Genomic DNA, 18,521 nt, shown 5'->3' with positions numbered 1-18,521 from the left:
GGCGAAAAGAGGAATCGCACATGAAACACATCATCGCTGTCTTGCTGGAAAACGAACCCGGGGCCTTGTCCCGCGTGGTCGGCCTGTTCTCTGCGCGTGGGTACAACATCGAGTCGCTCACTGTGGCACCGACCGAAGACCCCAGCCTGTCCCGCATGACGATCCAGACCACCGGGTCGGACGACGTCATTGAACAGATCACCAAACACCTCAACCGCCTGATCGAAGTGGTCAAGGTGGTGGATCTCACCGAAGGTGCCTACACCGAGCGCGAGCTCATGATGGTGAAGGTTCGCGCAGTGGGCAAGGAGCGTGAAGAGATGAAGCGCATGGCCGACATCTTCCGCGGACGCATCATCGATGTGACCGAGAAGAGCTACACCATCGAACTCACCGGCGATCAATCCAAGAACGATGCGTTCCTGGAAGCCATCGACCGCTCCGCGATCCTCGAGACGGTGCGCACCGGTGCCAGCGGCATTGGGCGCGGCGAGCGCATCTTGCGCGTGTAAGACAATCCCCAAGTTTTCATTTCCCCCGAACAACACATTTCAACCGGAGCAACCCATGAAAGTTTTCTACGACAAAGACTGTGACCTGTCCCTGATCAAGGGCAAGACCGTGGCCATCATCGGCTACGGCAGCCAGGGCCACGCACACGCACAGAACCTCAACGACAGCGGCGTCAAAGTCGTGGTCGGCCTGCGCAAGGGTGGCGCCTCGTGGGACAAGGTCGGCAAGGCCGGCCTGACCGTTATGGAAGTCAACGACGCCGTGAAATCGGCCGACGTGGTCATGATCCTGCTGCCCGACGAGCAGATCGCCGAGGTCTACCACCAGAACGTGGCACCCCACATCAAGCAGGGCGCATCACTCGCCTTCGCCCACGGCTTCAACGTGCACTACAACCAGGTCGTGCCGCGTGCCGATCTGGACGTGTGGATGGTCGCGCCCAAGGCCCCTGGCCACACCGTGCGCAACACCTACACCCAGGGTGGCGGCGTGCCCCACCTGGTCGCCATCCACCAGGACAAGAGCGGCAAGGCGCGTGACCTGGCGCTGAGCTACGCCATGGCCAACGGCGGCGGCAAGGCCGGCATCATCGAGACCAACTTCAAGGAAGAGACCGAGACCGACCTGTTCGGTGAGCAAGCAGTGTTGTGCGGTGGTGCGGTCGAGCTGATCAAGATGGGCTACGAAACACTGGTGGAAGCCGGCTACGCGCCCGAAATGGCCTACTTTGAATGCCTGCACGAGCTCAAGCTCATCGTGGACCTGATCTACGAAGGCGGCATTGCCAACATGAACTACTCGATCTCGAACAACGCCGAGTACGGCGAGTACGTGACCGGCCCCGAAGTGATCAACGCCGAGAGCCGCGAAGCCATGCGCAACGCCTTGAAGCGCATCCAGTCCGGTGAGTACGCCAAGATGTTCATCCTGGAAGGCCGCACCAACTACCCCAGCATGACGGCCCGCCGTCGTCTGACCGCCGAGCATCAGATCGAAGTGGTTGGAGCCCAGCTGCGCGCCATGATGCCCTGGATCGCCAAGAACAAGCTGGTTGACCAGACGCGCAACTGACGCGCGCCCCGCTCGCTTCGGCGAGTGGAATCTCACAATGGCCACTTCGGTGGCCATTGTCGTTTCTGCATGCCGTGGCACTGCCTTACACTGCACCTTTGCGCCATACAGGGTGCCCTTGGGCATCCCTTTACACACATCTCATGCACGACGGTACCGATCCCCAGCACACCCAGCACGAAGACCGACCCAAGCGGTCCAAGGGCATCTACATGGTGCCGAACATGATCACGCTGGCCGCGTTGTTCGGCGGCTTCTATTCGGTGGTGATGGCCATGAACGGCCGCTACGACCTCGCCACCGTGGGCATCTTCGTGGCCATGGTGCTCGACAGCCTGGATGGGCGCGTCGCCCGCATGACCAACACCCAGAGTGCGTTTGGCGAGCAGATGGACTCGCTCTCCGACATGGTCTCGTTCGGCGCGGCGCCTGGCTTGATCGCCTATGAGTGGACATTGCGTGATCTCGGGCGCTGGGGCTGGATTGCCGCCTTCGTGTACTGCGCCTGCGCCGCCTTGCGACTGGCCCGCTTCAATGTCAACACCGGTGTGGTGGACAAGCGCTACTTCCAAGGGTTGCCTTCGCCTGCAGCGGCTGCACTGGTGGCGGGCTTCATCTGGTTGATGACCGAACTGGATGTACCCCCGCAAGACGTGACGTGGGTGATGTTCGCCATCACGCTCTACACCGGCCTCACCATGGTGACGAACGTGCCTTTCTACAGCTTCAAGGACCTGAGTCTGCGCAAGAGCGTGCCGTTTGCCGCCATTGTGCTGGTGGCGCTGGCCATCGCGGTGATCAACATTCACCCCCCCACTGTCTTGTTTGGTCTGTTCGTGGTTTATGGCTTGTCTGGATACGCAGTGTATTTCTGGCGCAAGGCCAAGGGCCGCCCGACCAGCGTGATCAGCACCTCCACTGACGAGCCTGACGAGCGTGGTCTGCACGACGATTGAGGTCTGAATCTTGTCGATCATTTTTCCCAACCAAGGCCCTCTCGGGCTTTGTGCTACATTGCCAGTCATGTCCAACTTTTCGATTTCGCTACTACTGGATGTCCGTCACGGGCAGGTCTGGTAACGCGAGAGCGATTCCCTTACAACGGCCCGTTTGCACCCGCAGCGGGCCGTTTTTGTTTGGACTGCGGGTTTTTGAAGCGCTGCCCACGAGGCATCCCACTGGAGCATTGAGATGAGCGACAAACTGATCATTTTTGACACCACCTTGCGCGACGGCGAGCAGTCGCCAGGCGCGTCCATGACGAAGGACGAGAAGCTGCGTATCGCGCGCCAGCTGGAACGTCTGAAGGTCGATGTCATTGAGGCCGGCTTTGCCGCGAGCTCCAACGGTGACTTCGAGTCCGTCAAGGCCATTGCCGATGTCATCAAAGACTCCACCGTGTGTTCGTTGGCCCGAGCCAATGACCGCGACATCGCGCGCGCTGCAGAAGCTCTCAAAGGTGCTCACCGAGCGCGCATCCACACCTTTATCGCCACCAGTGCGCTGCACATGGAGAAAAAACTGCGCATGACGCCCGAGCAGGTGCTGGAGCAGGCCAAGCAGTCAGTGCGGTTTGCGCGCAACCTCGTGGACGACATCGAGTTCAGCCCTGAGGACGGATACCGCAGCGACATGGATTACCTGTGTCGCGTTCTGGAGGCCGTGATCAAGGAAGGCGCCACCACGCTCAACATCCCGGACACCGTGGGTTACGCAGTGCCTGAGTTGTACGGCGAGTTCATCCGCACCCTGCGCGAGCGTGTGCCCAACTCCGACAAGGCGATCTGGTCCGTGCATTGCCACAACGACCTCGGCATGGCGGTGGCCAATTCCTTGGCGGGCGTGAAAATCGGCGGCGCGCGCCAGGTGGAGTGCACCATCAACGGGCTGGGCGAGCGTGCGGGCAACTGCTCGCTTGAAGAAGTCGTGATGGCGGTGCGCACGCGTCGCGACTACTTCGGGCTCGATGTGGGTGTGGACGCCACGCAGATCGTGCCGGCCAGCCGCATGGTCAGCCAGACCACCGGCTTTGTGGTGCAACCCAACAAGGCGGTGGTGGGCGCCAACGCGTTTGCACACGCCAGCGGCATCCACCAGGACGGCGTGCTTAAGGCTCGCGACACCTACGAGATCATGCGCGCCGAAGACGTGGGCTGGGCGGCCAACAAGATCGTGCTGGGCAAGCTCAGCGGTCGCAACGCGTTCAAGCAGCGACTGCAGGATCTGGGCATCGAGATGGAGTCAGAGAGCGAAATCAACACCGCGTTTGCCGCCTTCAAGGAGCTGGCCGACCGCAAGAGCGAGATCTTTGACGAAGACATCCTCGCCCTGTGCAGCGACGAAAGCGTGACCGCCGAAAAGGAGCAATACGGCCTGGTTTCGCTCAAGCAGCGAAGCGAGACCGGTGAGCGCCCTCATGCCAGCGTGGTGTTCACGGCTGACGGCCAGGAGATCCAGGTCGAAAGCGACGGCAATGGCCCTGTGGATGCGTCGTTGAAGGCCATCGAGAACCACGTCAAAAGCGGTGCCGAACTGGTGCTTTATTCGGTCAATGCCATCACGAGTGGTTCGACCGAAAGCCAAGGCGAGGTAACGGTTCGGTTGCAGCACAGTGGGCGTGTCGTCAACGGCGTGGGGGCAGACCCCGACATCGTCGTGGCTTCGGCCAAGGCGTATCTCAGCGCCCTGAACAAGCTGCACAGCAACTTGGACCGGGTCGCCGCACAAGGATAAAGCCTAGATAATTCAATAACTTGGGTTAATCAGTGTTTTGATCTGTGGAAATGACACCAAAAGTAGCACCTGTTCTACCGATCATTTAAGAGAGTTTCCCAAGCAATTGATATTGCTAGTTTTTTTCCTGTTGCCTATACTTCACCCCAGCGCAATTTCTGTTGCTGGAGTGAAGTCATGAGCCTAGGCGTTTTTCGCATTCGAAAACTGGTCCTTGCAGCCACGTTGGCCGCGTGGGTGGGCGTGTGTGCCTTGCCCACGGCTGTGAACGCCGCCGCCACTTCCGCCAAAGTCTCCAAGACCCCCAAAGCGTCGTTGGCCAAAGCCTCGATCAAGCGCACGGCCGTGTCGGCCAAAGCTCCCACGCGCAAGCTTGCAACAGCCCAGTCCAAGAGGGACGTCGTTGCCAAAAAGGGGGCTTCCCGAGTCAAAGTCCAGTTGGCCTCGGGCAAAAAGCCCACGGCCCGTCAGTTGGCCGCTCAGAGCGAAGCCAGGAAACCCGTGAAGGCAGCCGTTGTGCGGGTGGTGGCACCTGCTCGCCTGTCCATGGGAGAGCAACTGGGCCTGCGAGCCAGCGACGATCGGCTGGAACTCAACTCCAGCGTGGCGTTGGTGATCGATCAGGAAACCAACGAGGTGCTGTTCAGCAAGAATGACGCGGCAGTGCTGCCGATTGCCTCCTTGACCAAACTCATGACAGGTCTGGTGATCGCCGATGCAAATCTGGACATGAGCGAGCTGATCACCATCACCCAGGACGACGTGGACACATACAAGGGCAGCAGTTCACGGCTGGCCGTGGGGAGCACGCTGTCTCGCGGCGAGATGATGCATCTGGCGCTCATGTCCAGCGAAAACCGAGCTGCGAATGCTCTCGGCCGTACCTATCCGGGCGGCTTGAGCGAGTTCGTCCGGTTGATGAACAACAAGGCGAGGCAACTGGGCATGAGCGACACGCGCTACGTCGAACCCACTGGGCTGTCCAGTCTGAACCAGTCCAGTGCACGCGATCTGGCCACGCTGGTGTCGGTGGCCTATGAGCGACCCATCCTCCGCAGTCTGTCCACATCGCCCGGCCATGAGATCGAATTGGGCCGCCGTACGCTGCACTACAACAATTCCAATCGTCTGATCAAGAACCCCGATTGGGAGATCGGTCTGCAAAAAACGGGCTACATCTCCGAAGCGGGCCGCTGCCTGGTGATGCAGGCCAAGGTGGCTGGTCGCCAGTTGATCATGGTGTTCCTGGACTCCGCGGGCAAGCTGAGCCGCATGCAGGATGCAGAGCGTGTTCGGCGTTGGGTTGAGGTGCAGGCGGACACGCCGCGCCCGATGGCAGCGCGACCGCAAGGTTGAGCCAAGTTGCTCCCGGAGTTCAAAAAACGGTCCCTTGAGGACCGTTTTTATTGATGCCGAAGGATCAGCGTCCCGTGGTGCCTGCGGGCCGTGAACAACCGAGGGCCGACGATATCTCCGCCGCAGTGGTCCTGAGTTTGGGAAGCCAGCTCTCGTCAATGCGGTCCGCCGGCGCGGAGATCGACAGGCCGGCCACCAGTTTGTTCTGGTCGTCATAGATACCGGCAGCCATGCAGCGCACGCCCAGCTCCAGTTCTTCGTTGTCCCGTGCCACACCGGCTTGGCGGCATTGGGCGAGTTCACGTTCGAGGCTGGGCAGCTGCGTCAGGCTGTTGCGTGTGTTTCCTGCCAACCCGGTGCGTGTGGCGTAAGCGCGCACGCGTTGTGGCTCGTCATCGGCAAGAAAGAGCTTGCCCACTGACGTGAGATGCAGTGGCGCGCGTCCACCAATGGCGCGCACCACCTGCATCCCTGAGCGCTCGCTGTAGGCCCGCTCGACATACACGATCTCATCACCTTGGCGCACGCTCAAATTGACTGGTTGTTGAATCTGCTTGTGCAGTTCGCGCATGGGCAGCAAGGCTGCGTCTCGTACGCTCAGCCGCGCTTTGACCAGATTGCCCAGCTCGAGAAGGCGCATGCCGAGACGGTAGCTGCCGGCTTCGGGTCGATCGACGAAACGGCCGATGGTGAGGTCGTTGAGAATGCGATGCGCCGTGGAAGGATGCAGGCCGGTCTTTTCGCTGATTTCTTTGAGCGACACCGGCTCTTCTTTGGAGGCAAGCACTTCAAGCAGGTTGAACATGCGTTCGATGACCTGAACCGTGGGAGTGGCGGGGATGGAGTCTGAGCGTTTGGTCATGGCGCAAGTGTGACCGAAATTTTACGAGATGAAATCAGGTGTCGTGCCGTGCAGTGTGCTTGGCACCGGTCCCCACACACATATTTTCTCAACCACCCGGAACCCAGCGACCATCAAGCAGCAGCTCGTGTGGCTGGAAACTGGCCTTGTAGCTCATCTTGCTGCTCTGGGCGATCCAGTAGCCCAGATAGATGTGGGGCAGGTCCAGCGCCTTTGCCTGCTCAATCTGCCACAGCACGCTGTAAGTGCCAAAACTGGCCTTCTCATCGGGTTCGTAGAAGGTGTAGACCGCGGACAGACCGTCATTGAGCACATCGACAATCGACACCATCTTCAGGCGTGAAGGCTGCCCATTGGTGCCGGGCTCGTGGAATTCGATCAAACGCGAGTTGACCCGACTCTGCAGCAGGAACTGCGTGTACTGGTCGATGCTGTCTTGGTCCATGCCGCCACCCGCGTGCCGGCTGTTCTGGTAGCGCAGGTAGAGCTGGTAGTGCTCAGGCACGAAACACAACTTGAGCACGCGGCTTTGCAAATGGCCATGCTGCGCCATGGAGCGACGCTGGCTGCGGCTGGGCTTGAAGTCGGCCACGGGCACACGCAGCGGTACGCAGGCCTGACAACCATCGCAATAGGGACGGTAGGTGAACATGCCACTGCGGCGAAAGCCGTGTGTGACCAGATCTGAATAGGCGTCGTTGTGGATGAGGTGGCTGGGTGTGGCCACCTGTGACCGGGCCTGATGACCGGGCAGGTAGCTGCACGGGTACGGCGCAGTGGCGTAAAACTGCAGCGCTTGTAGCGGGAGTTCTTTGAGGTGTGTCACGCGTGCCGACGTTGTTCAGGGATGACTTTTTGCCAGTATATGGGCAGGAATTTCCACTCTGGTGCGGGGCGTGACATGGCCTCGCTGACGTGTCGGCAGAATGCCGCCCGTGGCATCAATTGCCCCCCGAGGCTGGCGAGGTGTGGCGTGTTCTGCTGACAATCGATCAGAGGCAAGCCCTTGGCGCGGCAGAAGGCCACCAGTGCCACGAGCGCGATCTTGGAGGCGTCGCTTTGTCGGCTGAACATGGACTCGCCATAGACCATGCCACCGAGGTTGATGCAATAGAGGCCGCCAGCGAGTTCGCCATCGATCCAGGTCTCCACACTGTGCGCGATGCCTGCGTGGTGCAGCCGGGTGTACGCCTGCACCATGGCCGGCAGAATCCAGGTGCCATCCTGGCCGTCGCGCGGCGTGCTTGCACAGGCCCGGATCACGCGCTCGAAACCGTGATCGAAGCGGATCTCCAGTCGGCCGTCGAGGCGCATTTTCTGGATGGTCTTGCGCAGCGAGCGGTGCAAGCGGAACGCCTGCGTCTCCAGCACCATGCGGGGATCGGTGCTCCACCAAAGAATGGGTTGTCCTGCGCTGAACCAAGGGAAGATGCCGCGCGAGTAGGCTGCAATGAGGGAGGGCACATCAAGCACCCCCCCGGCGGCCAGCAAGCCCGGCGCCGGGTCGCTCGGGCCCCACGCTGCTTCCACGGGTGGAAACGGTTGACCGGGCTCCAGCCAGGGCAGGGCGCGGTTGGGAGGAGCGTGTGACATGCCGCTATTGTGCGGCTGGCCTCAGCTCTGCGGTGTTGCCAGGCGCCGAAGACCCATCCACAGAACTGCCCCGATCAAGATGCCGATGCCGTCGGCTAAAAAATCGAGCCATTCGCCATAGCGCCAGCCGGTGGCGGCTTGCATCAGCTCGATGACGCCGCCGTACACAACCAGCCCCACAAGCACCGACCACGGCCTGCGGCCGTAAGCCAGCAAGCCCACCAGGGCCAACCAGGCGAACCCGAATGCATGCTGGCCTTTGTCCCAGATCGAGGCGGCTTGTTGTGGCAACAAATCCACCGGAACCAGAGACGCGATGGCCAGCACCAAGGCGCTGCACCAGAAGGCTGTCCTGATCAGTCTGGAAGTCATGGTGGGCAGTGGCATGCAGAAACAACAAAGGCCTTCGCAAGAAGGCCTTTGAGTGGATGTTGGGTGGCTCCCCGACCTGGACTCGAACCAGGGACCTGCGGATTAACAGTCCGTCGCTCTACCGACTGAGCTATCAGGGAACAGCCTCAAATTATAGCGTTGAATCTTTCGATTTCTGGCGCGAGGCAGATTTTGATGAATATTTGTCGCGTTCAGCCAATGGCGGGTGGAGCCACGCCAAGAACCTTGTGCAGTTGGGTGCTTGTCGTCGTGTATTGAAGCATCACGGTTTTGTCGGGGAAGATGAAAGAGGCTGCGCCGAAGGCCGCGAGGGTCGCCTCGTGAAAGCCCGAGAGGATGAGTTTCTTCTTGCCGGGATAGGTGTTGATGTCACCCACGGCGAAGATGCCCCGCACGCTGGTGGAAAATTTTTCGGTGTCCACCACGAGTTGCTTGCGTTCGATGTCCAGGCCCCATTCGGCGATGGGCCCGAGTTTGGGTGAGAGGCCGAGGAAGACCAGCAAGGCGTCGAGCGGCACGGTGTGGGTCACGGCTTGCGGGTCGGTGATCTGCACGGCCGTTAGGCGATCGTCAAGGGATTCGAAGCCCGTGGGTTGTCCCACCATGAACAGCATCTCGTGGCGCTCGCAAGATCCACGCATGCGTGCGATGCTCGCAGCACTCGCCTGGAACCCGTCGCGCCGGTGAACCAGGGTCACACTGGCGGCCTTGTTCGGGCCCGGTGCGGCAAAGTTCGTGGCCCAGTCCAGCGCAGCATCATTGCCGCCCACGATCACGATGTTCTTGCCCGCGAACCCATCGGAAGTGTTGAAGCGGTGGAAGACTTGTCGGCCTTCGAATGCATCGAGTCCGTCGAGCTTGAGCATGCGAGGCTGAAACGCTCCGACACCGGCTGCGATAAACAACGTCTTGGTCTGGAAACGTGTGCCTTTTGAGGTGGCTACGAAGAAGCGCCCGTCGTCCTGCTGCTGCACTGTGGCGACTTCCTGACCCAGGTGAAAGGTGGCGCCGAAGGGCTCAATCTGCTTTAGCAGGTTGTTGACCAGTTCCTGACCCGTGCACACCGGGATGGCCGGGATGTCGTAGATGGGCTTGTCGGGGTAGAGCTCGGCCGGCTGTCCACCCGGGTAAGGCAGGGCATCGATCACGTGGGCCTTGATCTCCAGCAGGCCCAGCTCGAACACCTGAAACAGTCCGACAGGGCCCGCTCCGATGACGACTGCGTCGGTTTCGATGAGCCCGTCGTGCACAGCAGCGGTGGTCCCGATCGCCGTGTTCAGGTCCGGCTCCATGCCGCTCAGCGCAGCAACTCGGGCAGTTTGCCGGTGCGGTCTTTCCAGTCGTCGGCGTCGGCCAGGGGGGCCTTGCGCTTGGTGATGCTCTTCCAGCCTGGCAGTTGGGCCAGATCGGCGTTGAGCTTGGTCATGTGCAACTGGTCCTTGGGCAAATCTTCTTCTGCGTAGATCGCGCTCACCGGGCATTCGGGAATGCACACCGCGCAGTCGATGCATTCGTCTGGATCGATGGTGAGGAAGTTGGGGCCTTCGCGGAAGCAGTCCACGGGGCAGACGTCCACACAATCGGTGTATTTGCAGCGGATACAGGCTTCGGTGACAACGTGAGTCATGGTGGTCTTGGGAATCGGTGGAAGCCGTGATTTTAGGGTTTCCGGCAATGCGGGGCGGGGCCATGGCCCTTGCCGTGACACAAGTTAAGGTGATGCGAGCCCAGAGAAGGCCCGCGCTGGCTTCATTGCACCAGCAACGCTCCGGCCGTGCGGTGGCTGGCGGTGTCCACCAGCACCAGTGAACCCAGGGCCCGCGATTGCGCAAAAGGCAGCGTGGCCAGCGGTTCCTGCAGCGCCAGTTCGATGTGGCCGATGGCATTGGGTTCCAGCTGGTTGGCGTCCTCTTCGGCCAGGGTGTGGATGTCGAGCCGGTGCACGATGCGCTTGATCTTGGCCTTGACCCAGCGATGGCCATGAAGAGCCCAGTACACGCGGCCGGGCACCAGGGTTTCGTCGTCGAGCCAGGCCACGGTGGCGCGGATTTCGCGGCTGCCACTCAATGCCTCGCCTTCGTCGTCCGCAAGCAGCCAGTCGCCTCGCGAGACATCGACTTCGCGGTCGAGCACGATGCCTGCGCTGTGGCCGGCGAGCACGGCCTGTGGTTGACGCACATGGTTGAGCACCTGCGCAACGACGGCGGTCTGGCCATTGGGCATGATGCGCACGCTCTGACCGGCCTGCACACCACCGGTGGCCACGCGACCCCAGAAAATGCGGCGGCCTTGCGAGGTGTCGGCGGAGCTGCTGAATTTTTCAACCCATTGCACGGCAAACGCGAAGGGCAGTGTGCTGTCTGTCGGCGTCACCGGCAGGTCTTCCAGAATTTCCAGCAGCGTGGGACCGCTGTAGCCGCACCAGCCGGTCTGTTCGCTGGCGTCGACCACGTTCCAACCCTTGAGCGCCGAGATCGGCACCACGGCCGTGACCGGAATACCGGCTTGTGCGGCGAATTCGCGCAGCGCGGCACCGATGTGCTCGAACGCGACGGCGCTGTCTTCGACCGCGTCGAGCTTGTTGATGGCGAACACCACCGAGGGCACGCGAAGCAGCTTGAGCAGCAGGCTGTGGCGGCGGGTCTGGGGCAGCAGCTTGAGCGCGGCGTCGGCCCAGGCCAGCTTGGTGGCGTCGACCAGCACCACGGCGGCGTCGGCGCTCGATGCGGCTGTCACCATGTTGCGCGTGTACTGCTCATGGCCCGGCGCGTCGCCAATGATGAATTTGCGCGTTTCGGTGCTGAAGTAGCGGTAGGCCACGTCGATGGTGATGCCTTGCTCGCGCTCGGCCGAGAGGCCGTCGGTCAGCAGGGCGAGGTCGGTCTGACCGTGGCGCTGCACGCCGGCCAGGTGGTCTTGCAGCACGGCCTTGCTGTCGACCAGCAGGCGGCCGATCAGCGTGCTCTTGCCGTCGTCCACGCTGCCGCAGGTGATGAGGCGCAGAGCCGAACGCGTGTCGATGGGGCCGGTGGCGGTTTGCGGCGCGGTGGCGTGGGGGGCGAGTGTGGTCATGTCGTTGTCCTGTGTCGGCGTGGCTTCAGAAATAGCCATCTTTTTTTCGTTTTTCCATCGAGGCATCGGAGGTCTTGTCGTCCATGCGCGTGGCGCCGCGTTCGCTGACCTCGGCGGCCAGCGTCTCGATCACGATGTCGTCGGCGGTGGCGGCCAGGCTCTCCACCGGGCAGGTGCAGGTGATGTCACCCACGGTGCGAAAGCGCACGTCGCGCAACTGCACGGTCTCGCCGTCGCGCGGTGGCGTGAGTTCGGTCACCGGCACCAGCAGGCCGCGGCGGTCGACCACTTCGCGCTGGTGCGTGTAGTAGATCGAGGGCAGCGCGATGTTTTCGCGGGCGATGTACTGCCACACGTCGAGCTCGGTCCAGTTGCTGATCGGGAACACGCGGAAGTGCTCGCCGGGCTGCAGCCGGGTGTTGAACAGCGTCCAGAGTTCGGGGCGCTGGGCCTTGGGCTGCCACTGGCCGAAGCTGTCGCGGTGGGAAAAAATGCGTTCTTTGGCGCGGGCCTTTTCCTCATCGCGGCGCGCACCGCCGATCAGGGCGTCAAAGCGGAACTCGTCAATGGCTTCGAGCAGCGTGACCGACTGGTGCACGTTGCGGCTCTCGCCCTCGTGGGCCAGGCGCACGGTGCCGCGCGCCATCGAGTCTTCAACGCTGCGCACGATCAGCTCGGCGCCCAGTTCCTTCGCGCGCAGGTCGCGGAAGTCGGTGACTTCGGGGAAGTTGTGACCGGTGTCGATCATCAGCAGCGGGTACGGGATGCGGCCCGCGCCAAACGCCTTTTCGGCGCACTTGAGCATGACCAGCGAGTCCTTGCCGCCGGAGAACAGCAGCGTGGGGCGCTCGAAGGCGGCAGCCACCTCGCGCAAGATGAAGATGGTTTCTTCTTCCAGCGCATCCAGGTGGGCGTTGCTCAGGTGGTGGTCGCTGGCGTGTTGCAGGGCGGTCTGGATCACGGCGGTTTCGGTGCGGGCGTTCATGAGGGGGTCCGTTCGAGTGAGGACACGAGGGGAGGCACAAGGGATGAAGCGGCAGGCTGCACGTGCAGGCCGCATTCCTTGGCGCTTTCCTGTTCCCACCACCAGCGCCCGGCGCGGAAGTCCTCGCCGACACTGATGGCACGGGTGCAGGGCGCGCAGCCGATGCTGGGGTAGAACTGGTCGTGCAGTGCGTTGGTGTCGAGCTGATGCAGGGCAATGAAATGCCACACGTCGCCCCAGGTCCATTCGACGATGGGGCTCACCTTGATTCGACCGGGCTCCTGCACGACCTCACCCACCTCGGCACGCGCGTTGGACTGCTCGCGGCGCAGGCCGGTGATCCAGCCGTCGTGGCCAGCCAGGGCGCGCGCGAGCGGCTCCATCTTGCGGATGTCGCAGCAGGCCTTGCGCAGCTCGATGCTCTGGTACATCGCCTCTTCGCCGTTCTTTCGCACGAAATGGATGACCGATTCCTGCTTGGGGCGAAATACCTGCACGCTGATGCCGTAGCGCTGCTCGATCTTCGGAATCACGGCAAGCGTCTCGGCGTGCAGCTTGCCGGTCTCCAGCACGAAGACGCTGGCGTCAATGCCAGCCAGGTGCATCAGGTGGGTGACCACCATGTCTTCGGCCCCCAGGCTGGACGCCTGGGTCAGCCGGGGATGACTCGCCGCGGTTTCGCGCAGCAGCGCGATGCTGCGCTCCACCTTGGCGGCAAAGTCGCTGGAAGGCTTGTTGTACAGGTCGAGAGCTTTCATGACGGCAACCCTCAAGCAGCGACAAAGTGAGGGGCGATGTGCACCGCGTCGCCCTGGTAGAAGGCCGGGTAGTGCGCCAGCAGCGCCTGGCCGTGGGCCAGGTTCTGGTCGGCGCGCAGCACGGCCTGTGTGAAGCCACTGCGCTGCATCTGCACGAGCTGGTCGATCAGCACGTCGCCGGTGGCGCGAATCTGACCTGAGAAGCCCAGGCGGCGATGCAGCAGGAAGGCCTGGCTGAAGGCGCGGCCATCGCTGAATTTGGGGAAGTGCAGTTCGATCACGCTGATGCCGGTGAGGTCGGCCTCGCGTGGATCGGCGTCATTGGGCAGCGTGAGGCGTTGCGCCTGCGCCTCGGTGGGCGCAAATGTGTCGGCACTGAAGAGTTGAAGGGTGTGGCTCATGGTGTCTGTCCTCAGGCGGTGGCGCGCGCGGTGCTCGTGCGCACCGCGTTGGCGGCGGTCTTGAACGGATCGGCGCCGGTGCGGCGCAGCGTGGCCACGAAGGTCTCGGTGTCGACGCGCTGGGCGCGGTAGGTGTCGAGCAGCGCTTCGATCACGTCGGGCACTTCGCTGGCGGCAAACGAGGGGCCGATCACCTTGCCAGGGGTGGACTCGCCGGACAGGCGCGTGCCATCCGAGCCACCGAGCGTGACCTGGTACCACTCCTGGCCGTCCTTGTCGACGCCCAGAATGCCGATGTGGCCGCTGTGGTGATGACCGCAGCTGTTGATGCAACCGCTGATGTGCAGATCGATCTCGCCCAGGTCGTGCAGCTCGTCGAGGTCCTTGTATCGGCCCAGAATGGCTTGTGCCAGCGGCAATGAGCGCGCGTTGGCGAGGTCGCAGAAATCGCCGCCGGGGCAGGCGATCATGTCGGTCAGCAGGCCGATGTTGGGCTTGGCCAGACCCAGGCGGCGCGCTTCGCGCCAGAGTTCGGGCAATTGGTCGCAGCGCACCCAGGGCAGCAGCAGGTTCTGCTCGTGCGTCACGCGGGCTTCGCCGGCCGAGAAGCGTTCGGCCAGGTCGGCCGCGCGCTCCAGCTGTTCTGCCGTAGCGTCGCCAGGCGCTTGTCCGAAGCGCTTGAATGAAAGTGTGACGGCGCGCAGGTCGGGGTTCTGGTGCGGCTTCACGTTTTGCGTGAGCCAACGGCTGAACTCCATGTCGTCCTCGGCCGCGGCCTTGAGGATGTGCGCAATCTTCGCGTCGGCGCTCTTGCGATCGCAGTTGAGAACGGGCGGAACGAAGAAGGCGCTGACGCGGTCGAGTTCGGCCTGGCTGATGGTGTGCGGCGCGCCATCCTTCTCGAGGATGTCGCGGTACTCGGCTTCCACCTGGTCGGTGAAGGCCTGGCCCTCGGCCTTCACCAGGATCTTGATGCGGGCCTTGTACATGTTGTCGCGGCGGCCGAAACGGTTGTAGGCACGCACCACGGCTTCAAGGTAGTTGAGGATCTGGTTCCAGGGCAGGAACTCGCGGACCACGCTGCCGATGATGGGCGTGCGGCCCATGCCGCCGCCCACACGCACCTGGAAGCCCAGTTCGCCGTCCACGTTGCGCAGCAGGCGCAGGCCCACGTCGTGCCAGGCGGTGGCGGCACGGTCTTCGCGCGCGCCGGTGATGGCGACCTTGAACTTGCGTGGAAGGAAGGCGAACTCGGGGTGCAGCGTGCTCCACTGGCGCATGATTTCGGCGAAAGGCCGCGGATCGGCGACCTCGTCGACCGCAATGCCAGCCAGTGCATCGGTGGTGATGTTGCGGATGCAGTTGCCGCTGGTCTGGATGCCGTGAAGGTTCACGCTGGCCAGCAAGTCCATCACATCGGCCGAGCGCGCCAGCGGGATCCAGTTGTATTGCACGTTCTGGCGCGTGGTGAAGTGGCCGCAGCGGTCGGGCAGGGTGGGTACCTCGCTCAAACCGGCATTGGCGTTGGAGACGTCGTGGTCTTCCTTGTGGTCGAAGTCGCGGGCTATCGTTGCGAGCACCTTGAGCTGGGCGCTGTTGATTTCGCCGTAGGGCACAGCCACGCGCAGCATGGGTGCAAAGCGCTGCACGTACCAGCCGTTTTGCAGTCGCAGCGGCTTGAACTCGTCGCCGCCCAGGGTGCCGGCCTGCCAGCGGGTGAGCTGGTCGCGGTATTGGTCGGCGCGCAATTGCACGAACTGGCGATCAAAGTCGGAATATTGGTACATCGTGGGTACGTCGTCTTCGTGGACAGTGGGAATCAGAGGGCGATCAATTTCAGGCCGGCGTAGGCCAGCAGCACAGAAAGCGCGGAACGCACCAGGCGCTCAGGCGTGTGACGCATCAGGCGTGTGCCCAGCCAGATGCCGGGCAGCGAGCCTGCGAGCAGCTTGCCCAGCAGCGGCCAGTCGACCGAGCCCATGCTGGCGTGACCCAGGCCGGCGACCAACGTGAGCGGCACGGCGTATGCAATGTCGGCAGCCACGATGCGTGGCAACGGCAGCAGCGGGAACAGGAGCAGCAGCACCGACACGCCAATGGCACCGGCACCGACCGAGGTGAGCGTGACCAGCGTGCCGATCACCGCGCCGAACAGCACGGGCAGGCTCCAGTGGCGCGCGTGCGTCGCGGTTTCCAATTGACCGGCAGCCAGTGTTCGGGGCAACTGCTTGCCGCGAGCGGCCTTGTAGAGCATGGCTGCAGCGGTGAGCAGCAGGGCCACGCCCAGGGTGTTGGTCATGAGCGACTGCACGAGCGGGCTGGCTGGGCCCAACTGGTGCAGGGCGCCCAGGGTGATCAGCGCGGCCGGGATGCTGCCCGCGCAGAGTTGCCCCACCACGCGCCACGGCACCAGCTTCTGGCGCGCCAGGCTGATGGTGCCGCCCATTTTGGTGAAGGCCGCGAACAGCAGGTCGGTGCCAACCGCCAGGTAGGGTTTGACGCCGAAGAAAAAAATCAGAATCGGCGTCATGAGCGAGCCGCCGCCCACACCGGTGAGACCCACGATGAGTCCCACGGCGAATCCGGCAAGGATGATGGCGATGTCAGGCATGGGCGCGACTGTACGGAGTCGGGCTTATATCCCAAACGATTTTTTCTTTATGGGGGTATGCCTCAGTTGAATATAGAAGGCGGGGCGTGTGGCATCGCACGCCGCCTCCGTTGGACCGACGCGCGCGCCGGGCTGCGAAGGGGCGCTGACGTAACATGGCCTCATGCAACAACAGCGAGTTCTGGTCAGCGTGGTGGGTTTTTCCGACGTGGAGCGCCACGCTTTGAACACCGTCTTTCGCCTCTCCCAGTCCAGAGACCTGTCGTACGCACCCTACGCTCCCTTGACCGCGCCAGGCGTGGCTGCGCCCAGGGGCGTGTCTGAGGTGGCGCTGGTGGATGGTGCAAGTGCCGAGGCGGTGTTGTCGCACGCCAAGGAAATGCCGACGGGGCAACGCCTGATCTGGGTGGGCAAAGATGCGCCGGAGCACGCGTGGCGGGTCATGGACCGGCCCATTGACTGGGCGGCCGTCCTGCACGACCTGGACGCGGTTTATGCCGCCAAGCAGGCCGATTCCGGCTTGCTCGATCTGGATGTGACGGCACCCGCACCGCTCGACCTGGCCTTTGGCGAAGACGTCATCGGCTTGCGCCGTGCCCTGGTGGCGGGTGCTGACGAACAAGAGCGCACCTACCTGCGCACCCGCCTGGCACTGGCGGGCGTGGCGCAGGTGGACGAGGTGACCACCACCGAAGCCGCTGTCTCCATCATTGCCCGCAACGCATACGTCTGCGGCGTCTTCAGCCTGGACGATCCGCAGCTGGATGTCTGGTTGTTGATGCGCCTGTTTGCCGAGCACAACCCCAAGGCCCTGACGCTGGCCACCAGCGAGCTGGCGGGCCCTTTGGCCGGTTGGTGGAGCCGACGCCGGGTGCGGCGCAACGCCCAGCGCGCGGGAATTTCGGCGCTGCTGGCGCGTCCGATTCAGCCGCCCGAAATCTCGGTCTGGCTCAACCTGCTGTAGTCCGTTCCTGGGCGGAACCCCGACGGCGGACATTCCTGAGCGCAAAGCGAGCCGGGTCGAGTGCGCCCATGAGATCGGACTCCACCAGCGCAGGCACACCCTCCAGCTGAATGGCCAGCTGTTCCGCGCACCAATGGGCCAGCGTGAGGCCCCGCGAGCCCATGGCGCAGAGTAAATGGAGTCCCTGCCAGCGAGGAACATCGGCCAACTGGACACGATCGCGTTGCCCCCGCCCTGCGGCCATAAGTTCGCTCAGCGCGGCGGTGTCGGGCGCGGCGCCCACCAAGGGGAGCCGGTCGAGGGAGGCGCAGCGCACCTGCGCCCAACCCATCAACCGACCCTCGGCCAGGTCGGTTCGCAGACGGTCCGCGGCTGCCGGGTGGATGGCGTGCAGGCTTCGGGCATTCCGTTCGTGGGCCTCAAGGCTCACGTGGGTGTGCGTCATGCCGCGTTCATAGGTAGAGCCCATGGTCCAGACGGTGGCTGGCCACAGAGGTGGCAGGCCGCTGTCCTGGTACCGGGGTACAAACACGCCGTCGTTGCGTTGAGGTCGCTCGGCCAGGGCGGGGCCTTCCAGCGCCGCCAGGCTCATCTGACCCTGCACCGGGCGCAGCGGCAGGTCGGTGCCCGACAGCTGACCGGAAGCGCCCGTGAGCAAATTAAAGCTGCCGAGCGCCGCCGCGAGCACCACCACCGGTGCTTGGGCCAGTGGCCTGCCTCGTGCGTCGCAGGCCTGCCAAACCCCGGGACCAGACGGGTCAACACCCTTCTTCGGTTCCAGCCGGTCGACATGTGCCTTCCAGATACAGGTCAGAGCGCCAAGGCCCGTCGCCTCGTTCAGCCAGGCTTGCACCAGTGCGGAAGGCCGCACCAGCGCAGCTGGCCAACGGCCAGGATCGTGGGCCAGGTTGTCGACCTCACAGGTTTGCCATCCCGCGCCTTCGGGTACGAGACGCCGCAACTCGGCCAGCGTGTCGGCCACGCCCAGCGCCGACAGGCGCGACAGCGGCGTGGGTGAGCGTGTGACGTGGGGGCTGAGCATGCCCACCGGCAGGCTTGATGCGCCACCGGCAGGACCGTCCGCCGCGTCGAGCAGGGTGATGCGCCACCCACGGCGGGCCAGTGTCGAACAGGCGGCCGCGCCAGCCAGGCCAGCGCCAATCACCAGGGCATGGCGCCGCGAGTCAGACACGGGCTGTTGGGTGCGGA

19 protein-coding genes and 1 tRNA gene are annotated in these 18,521 nt (G+C 63.3%); 6 read left to right on the top strand and 14 right to left on the bottom strand.

Annotated features, from left to right (window positions below; translation table 11 throughout):
• Positions 1–20: 20 nt before the first annotated feature.
• The 5 genes from ilvN to F9Z44_RS11350 all read left to right on the top strand — a co-directional run bounded on the left by ilvN (position 21) and on the right by F9Z44_RS11350 (position 5,673).
• Positions 21–512, top strand: coding sequence for an acetolactate synthase small subunit (gene ilvN / locus F9Z44_RS11370; RefSeq protein ID WP_159606214.1), 492 nt, complete (start codon positions 21–23; stop codon positions 510–512).
• 55 nt (positions 513–567) lie between these two features.
• Positions 568–1,584 (top strand): ketol-acid reductoisomerase, encoded by a 1,017-nt coding sequence (gene ilvC, locus F9Z44_RS11365; RefSeq protein WP_159606212.1) that lies wholly within the window; start codon positions 568–570, stop codon positions 1,582–1,584.
• A 143-nt stretch (positions 1,585–1,727) separates the two neighbouring features.
• The gene (gene pssA, locus F9Z44_RS11360) at positions 1,728–2,540 is read left to right on the top strand and encodes a CDP-diacylglycerol--serine O-phosphatidyltransferase (protein ID WP_159606210.1); all 813 of its coding nucleotides are present in this window, start codon (positions 1,728–1,730) and stop codon (positions 2,538–2,540) included.
• A gap of 235 nt (positions 2,541–2,775) precedes the next feature.
• Positions 2,776–4,317 carry a 2-isopropylmalate synthase gene (locus F9Z44_RS11355; RefSeq protein WP_159606208.1) on the top strand — a complete coding sequence of 514 codons (1,542 nt, stop codon included), beginning with the start codon at positions 2,776–2,778 and terminating at the stop codon, positions 4,315–4,317.
• Between the two features lie 177 nt (positions 4,318–4,494).
• A complete protein-coding gene (locus tag F9Z44_RS11350) occupies positions 4,495–5,673 on the top strand; it encodes a serine hydrolase (protein ID WP_159606206.1) in 1,179 nt (392 codons plus the stop codon).
• Positions 5,674–5,737: 64 nt separating this feature from the next.
• Here F9Z44_RS11350 and F9Z44_RS11345 read toward each other — a convergent pair whose 3' ends face one another.
• From F9Z44_RS11345 to F9Z44_RS11285, 13 genes are all read right to left on the bottom strand, one after another.
• Positions 5,738–6,535, bottom strand: a complete 798-nt coding sequence (locus F9Z44_RS11345; protein ID WP_159606204.1) for an IclR family transcriptional regulator — start codon at positions 6,533–6,535, stop codon at positions 5,738–5,740.
• 88 nt (positions 6,536–6,623) lie between these two features.
• On the bottom strand, positions 6,624–7,361 hold the full coding sequence (locus tag F9Z44_RS11340) for an arginyltransferase (protein WP_159606202.1): 738 nt from the start codon (positions 7,359–7,361) through the stop codon (positions 6,624–6,626).
• The gene (aat, locus tag F9Z44_RS11335; RefSeq protein ID WP_159606200.1) at positions 7,358–8,128 is read right to left on the bottom strand and encodes a leucyl/phenylalanyl-tRNA--protein transferase; all 771 of its coding nucleotides are present in this window, start codon (positions 8,126–8,128) and stop codon (positions 7,358–7,360) included. Before aat ends, F9Z44_RS11340 begins: the two co-directional genes overlap by 4 nt.
• A gap of 21 nt (positions 8,129–8,149) precedes the next feature.
• Entirely contained in the window at positions 8,150–8,455 is a 306-nt protein-coding gene (locus F9Z44_RS11330) for a VanZ family protein (RefSeq protein WP_236574346.1), read from the bottom strand.
• A gap of 109 nt (positions 8,456–8,564) precedes the next feature.
• Positions 8,565–8,640: transfer RNA gene (locus F9Z44_RS11325), tRNA-Asn, on the bottom strand.
• 72 nt (positions 8,641–8,712) lie between these two features.
• Complete coding sequence (locus tag F9Z44_RS11320; RefSeq protein ID WP_159606198.1) at positions 8,713–9,813, bottom strand: NAD(P)/FAD-dependent oxidoreductase; 1,101 nt, start codon at positions 9,811–9,813, stop codon at positions 8,713–8,715.
• A gap of 5 nt (positions 9,814–9,818) precedes the next feature.
• Complete coding sequence (gene fdxA / locus F9Z44_RS11315; protein ID WP_159606196.1) at positions 9,819–10,148, bottom strand: ferredoxin FdxA; 330 nt, start codon at positions 10,146–10,148, stop codon at positions 9,819–9,821.
• 122 nt (positions 10,149–10,270) lie between these two features.
• The gene (locus tag F9Z44_RS11310) at positions 10,271–11,593 is read right to left on the bottom strand and encodes a sulfate adenylyltransferase subunit 1 (RefSeq protein WP_159606194.1); all 1,323 of its coding nucleotides are present in this window, start codon (positions 11,591–11,593) and stop codon (positions 10,271–10,273) included.
• 25 nt (positions 11,594–11,618) lie between these two features.
• Positions 11,619–12,578 carry a sulfate adenylyltransferase subunit CysD gene (gene cysD, locus F9Z44_RS11305; protein ID WP_159606192.1) on the bottom strand — a complete coding sequence of 320 codons (960 nt, stop codon included), beginning with the start codon at positions 12,576–12,578 and terminating at the stop codon, positions 11,619–11,621.
• Positions 12,575–13,336, bottom strand: coding sequence for a phosphoadenylyl-sulfate reductase (locus tag F9Z44_RS11300; RefSeq protein WP_159606190.1), 762 nt, complete (start codon positions 13,334–13,336; stop codon positions 12,575–12,577). The genes cysD and F9Z44_RS11300 overlap by 4 nt, the downstream gene beginning before the upstream one ends.
• An 11-nt stretch (positions 13,337–13,347) precedes the next feature.
• Entirely contained in the window at positions 13,348–13,737 is a 390-nt protein-coding gene (locus F9Z44_RS11295; protein WP_159606188.1) for a DUF934 domain-containing protein, read from the bottom strand.
• Between the two features lie 11 nt (positions 13,738–13,748).
• Positions 13,749–15,524, bottom strand: a complete 1,776-nt coding sequence (locus tag F9Z44_RS11290) for a nitrite/sulfite reductase (protein ID WP_159606186.1) — start codon at positions 15,522–15,524, stop codon at positions 13,749–13,751.
• Between the two features lie 32 nt (positions 15,525–15,556).
• Positions 15,557–16,348: a sulfite exporter TauE/SafE family protein gene (locus F9Z44_RS11285; RefSeq protein ID WP_159606184.1), complete on the bottom strand. Its 792-nt coding sequence runs from the start codon at positions 16,346–16,348 to the stop codon at positions 15,557–15,559.
• Positions 16,349–16,511: 163 nt separating this feature from the next.
• On the opposite strand from F9Z44_RS11285, the gene F9Z44_RS11280 reads away from it, so the two are divergent.
• Positions 16,512–17,312 carry a hypothetical protein gene (locus F9Z44_RS11280; RefSeq protein ID WP_159606182.1) on the top strand — a complete coding sequence of 267 codons (801 nt, stop codon included), beginning with the start codon at positions 16,512–16,514 and terminating at the stop codon, positions 17,310–17,312.
• On the opposite strand, the gene F9Z44_RS11275 is transcribed toward F9Z44_RS11280, so the two are convergent.
• The gene (locus tag F9Z44_RS11275) at positions 17,299–18,504 is read right to left on the bottom strand and encodes an FAD-dependent oxidoreductase (RefSeq protein ID WP_159606180.1); all 1,206 of its coding nucleotides are present in this window, start codon (positions 18,502–18,504) and stop codon (positions 17,299–17,301) included. The genes F9Z44_RS11280 and F9Z44_RS11275 overlap by 14 nt on opposite strands.
• Positions 18,505–18,521 lie beyond the last annotated feature (17 nt).

The organism is Hydrogenophaga sp. PBL-H3 (assembly GCF_010104355.1).
GTDB lineage: Bacteria > Pseudomonadota > Gammaproteobacteria > Burkholderiales > Burkholderiaceae_C > Hydrogenophaga.
Note: the sequence above shows the minus strand (reverse complement) of the source record. Positions and strands in the feature narration are given on the sequence as shown.

Bases quoted from the DNA above. Each gene is read 5' to 3' on its own strand.
- ilvN (WP_159606214.1), top strand. From the start codon at position 21: ATGAAACACATCATCGCTGTCTTGCTGGAAAACGAACCCGGGGCCTTG.
- ilvC (WP_159606212.1), top strand. From the start codon at position 568: ATGAAAGTTTTCTACGACAAAGACTGTGACCTGTCCCTGATCAAGGGC.
- pssA (WP_159606210.1), top strand. From the start codon at position 1,728: ATGCACGACGGTACCGATCCCCAGCACACCCAGCACGAAGACCGACCC.
- F9Z44_RS11355 (WP_159606208.1), top strand. From the start codon at position 2,776: ATGAGCGACAAACTGATCATTTTTGACACCACCTTGCGCGACGGCGAG.
- F9Z44_RS11350 (WP_159606206.1), top strand. From the start codon at position 4,495: ATGAGCCTAGGCGTTTTTCGCATTCGAAAACTGGTCCTTGCAGCCACG.
- F9Z44_RS11345 (WP_159606204.1), bottom strand. From the start codon at position 6,535: ATGACCAAACGCTCAGACTCCATCCCCGCCACTCCCACGGTTCAGGTC.
- aat (WP_159606200.1), bottom strand. From the start codon at position 8,128: ATGTCACACGCTCCTCCCAACCGCGCCCTGCCCTGGCTGGAGCCCGGT.
- F9Z44_RS11320 (WP_159606198.1), bottom strand. From the start codon at position 9,813: ATGGAGCCGGACCTGAACACGGCGATCGGGACCACCGCTGCTGTGCAC.
- fdxA (WP_159606196.1), bottom strand. From the start codon at position 10,148: ATGACTCACGTTGTCACCGAAGCCTGTATCCGCTGCAAATACACCGAT.
- F9Z44_RS11310 (WP_159606194.1), bottom strand. From the start codon at position 11,593: ATGACCACACTCGCCCCCCACGCCACCGCGCCGCAAACCGCCACCGGC.
- cysD (WP_159606192.1), bottom strand. From the start codon at position 12,578: ATGAACGCCCGCACCGAAACCGCCGTGATCCAGACCGCCCTGCAACAC.
- F9Z44_RS11300 (WP_159606190.1), bottom strand. From the start codon at position 13,336: ATGAAAGCTCTCGACCTGTACAACAAGCCTTCCAGCGACTTTGCCGCC.
- F9Z44_RS11295 (WP_159606188.1), bottom strand. From the start codon at position 13,737: ATGAGCCACACCCTTCAACTCTTCAGTGCCGACACATTTGCGCCCACC.
- F9Z44_RS11290 (WP_159606186.1), bottom strand. From the start codon at position 15,524: ATGTACCAATATTCCGACTTTGATCGCCAGTTCGTGCAATTGCGCGCC.
- F9Z44_RS11285 (WP_159606184.1), bottom strand. From the start codon at position 16,348: ATGCCTGACATCGCCATCATCCTTGCCGGATTCGCCGTGGGACTCATC.
- F9Z44_RS11280 (WP_159606182.1), top strand. From the start codon at position 16,512: ATGCAACAACAGCGAGTTCTGGTCAGCGTGGTGGGTTTTTCCGACGTG.